Annotated in this window: 1 protein-coding gene and 2 pseudogenes; all 3 read left to right on the top strand. The window is 39.6% G+C overall.

The annotated features are described in order from the left end of the window. Positions 1 to 664, top strand: a pseudogene (locus HMPREF0670_RS14550) (RHS repeat-associated core domain-containing protein); the annotation flags it as partial. After that, the gene (locus HMPREF0670_RS17255; protein WP_009231905.1) at positions 661 to 1,116 is read left to right on the top strand and encodes a hypothetical protein; all 456 of its coding nucleotides are present in this window, start codon (positions 661 to 663) and stop codon (positions 1,114 to 1,116) included. The pseudogene HMPREF0670_RS14550 and the gene HMPREF0670_RS17255, both read left to right, overlap by 4 nt. 103 nt (positions 1,117 to 1,219) lie before the next feature. Next, positions 1,220 to 1,579: pseudogene (locus tag HMPREF0670_RS14540) on the top strand (RHS repeat-associated core domain-containing protein); the annotation flags it as partial.

Here is a 1,579-nt window from a genome sequence, read left to right as displayed (position 1 = left end):
ATTGGCTGAGACGTATGAGACAATTGGTGGGTATGTGTATTGTGCTGGCAACCCTGTTAAATTTGTTGACCCTAATGGAGAGAAGATTACTGACCCTAAAAATAGGATTGCTGTATATATAAATAAACAAGGGAAGATCATTTTTACAAAGTATGCGACAAAAGATATCAAAAGAATCGTCAATGTACTCATGCTAACGAAAGAGGGAATGAAGAGCCTCAAACGGGCTATCAATTCCAAGATTCGTGTTAAAATGAAAATTTCAAGTGAGACTAAAATAACAAAAGTTGAGGGAGGAAATAGTTATACTTATGGGGAGACTGTACAAGGGAACTTTAATTCTAAGGATAATTATGGCCGAAGAGTAAGTAAGAATGGGACTTTTGGAATTACTGAATCTTCTATTACAATTTATGAGGGAACTCTAAAAGAAGATGCAAAAACAGAGAATCCAAAACATAAAGGGCTGACAATAGACCAAGCAATAGGGGCTGTTGCAGGTCACGAAATCGTGCATGGTACTAATCGAAAGGAGATAAACAAAGATCTTAGATACGAGCTAAAAAACAAAGGAGGAACTAGACCGAATAAAGAAACGGCTCCTAATAAAATTGAGAATAAAATAATTGAACAGTCACGAGAATTAAATAACGAAATAAAATGAGAAAGAAACTATTTTTATTATTATTGATTTGTTGTACGTATCTTTTATCCGCAAAGAACAAACGCGAGCTCCCTTTCTATCAAGTTTTAGTTCCTAAGAGTATTGCCACACAACTTGATGAAGGTTACGGTAAAGAGTTTGTCAATGCAAGTGCGAATGTGTATAATTTACTAGATAAAAAGGAAAAAAAAATGGTAAACGGAGTCTATGCCTTTAAAGGGCAAGGGCCACATTTTCCTCGAAAAATATTCATTTATCGTGATAAAAAGATTTTCTTCTTCCAAAGTGTTGGCGCATTTAATCCAAACGGAATAATTAAGGAGTACTCTACATTCTTATCCGAGAATAAATTAACTAATGCCGAGACCATTATGTATCTAAGGGCAATATATGAATATTTAAAAGATGAAAATGGTATACAATATGGAGCTGAAATAAAGAAGTGTAAATAGATAATGGATAAGGTTAAGCAAACCTGGTGTAGGCAAGTTCAGCAATGTCTATGGTGTCAGTAGCAATAATGTTACGGCAGGCCAGAAAGACTATGCCGCGCGGATGCTGCAGATAGAGAAACAGCGCGAGGAGTATTATAAGTCGCTCGGCACACCGCCCGGTGTTCCCACGATGAAAGGTGCCACGGCCGATCCCGATAATACCGGTCGTGGTTATAACGACATTATTGGGGATTTGGGCGACCACTCCGTGCCCGAGGGTTGGGTGCAACGTCCGAAGTTCAACGACAAGGGAGATGTCCCTGGTCCGCCCATCCAATGGCAGAAACCTGAAGATCCAGACAATGCCCAGCCGGGTTATGGTTACGTGCCTGCCGACACAACCAACACCGAGGAAATCTTCTTCTATCATAGCGACCACCTCGGCAGCACCTCTTATATCACCGACGCCAAGGCCAACATT

Origin of the sequence: Prevotella sp. oral taxon 317 str. F0108 (assembly GCF_000162415.1) — a bacterium.
Taxonomy (GTDB): domain Bacteria; phylum Bacteroidota; class Bacteroidia; order Bacteroidales; family Bacteroidaceae; genus Prevotella; species Prevotella conceptionensis.
Note: the sequence above shows the minus strand (reverse complement) of the source record. Positions and strands in the feature narration are given on the sequence as shown.

What these genes read in the sequence shown, in the direction of transcription:
- HMPREF0670_RS17255 (WP_009231905.1), top strand. Translation starts at nt 661, where the DNA reads ATGAGAAAGAAACTATTTTTATTATTATTGATTTGTTGTACGTATCTT.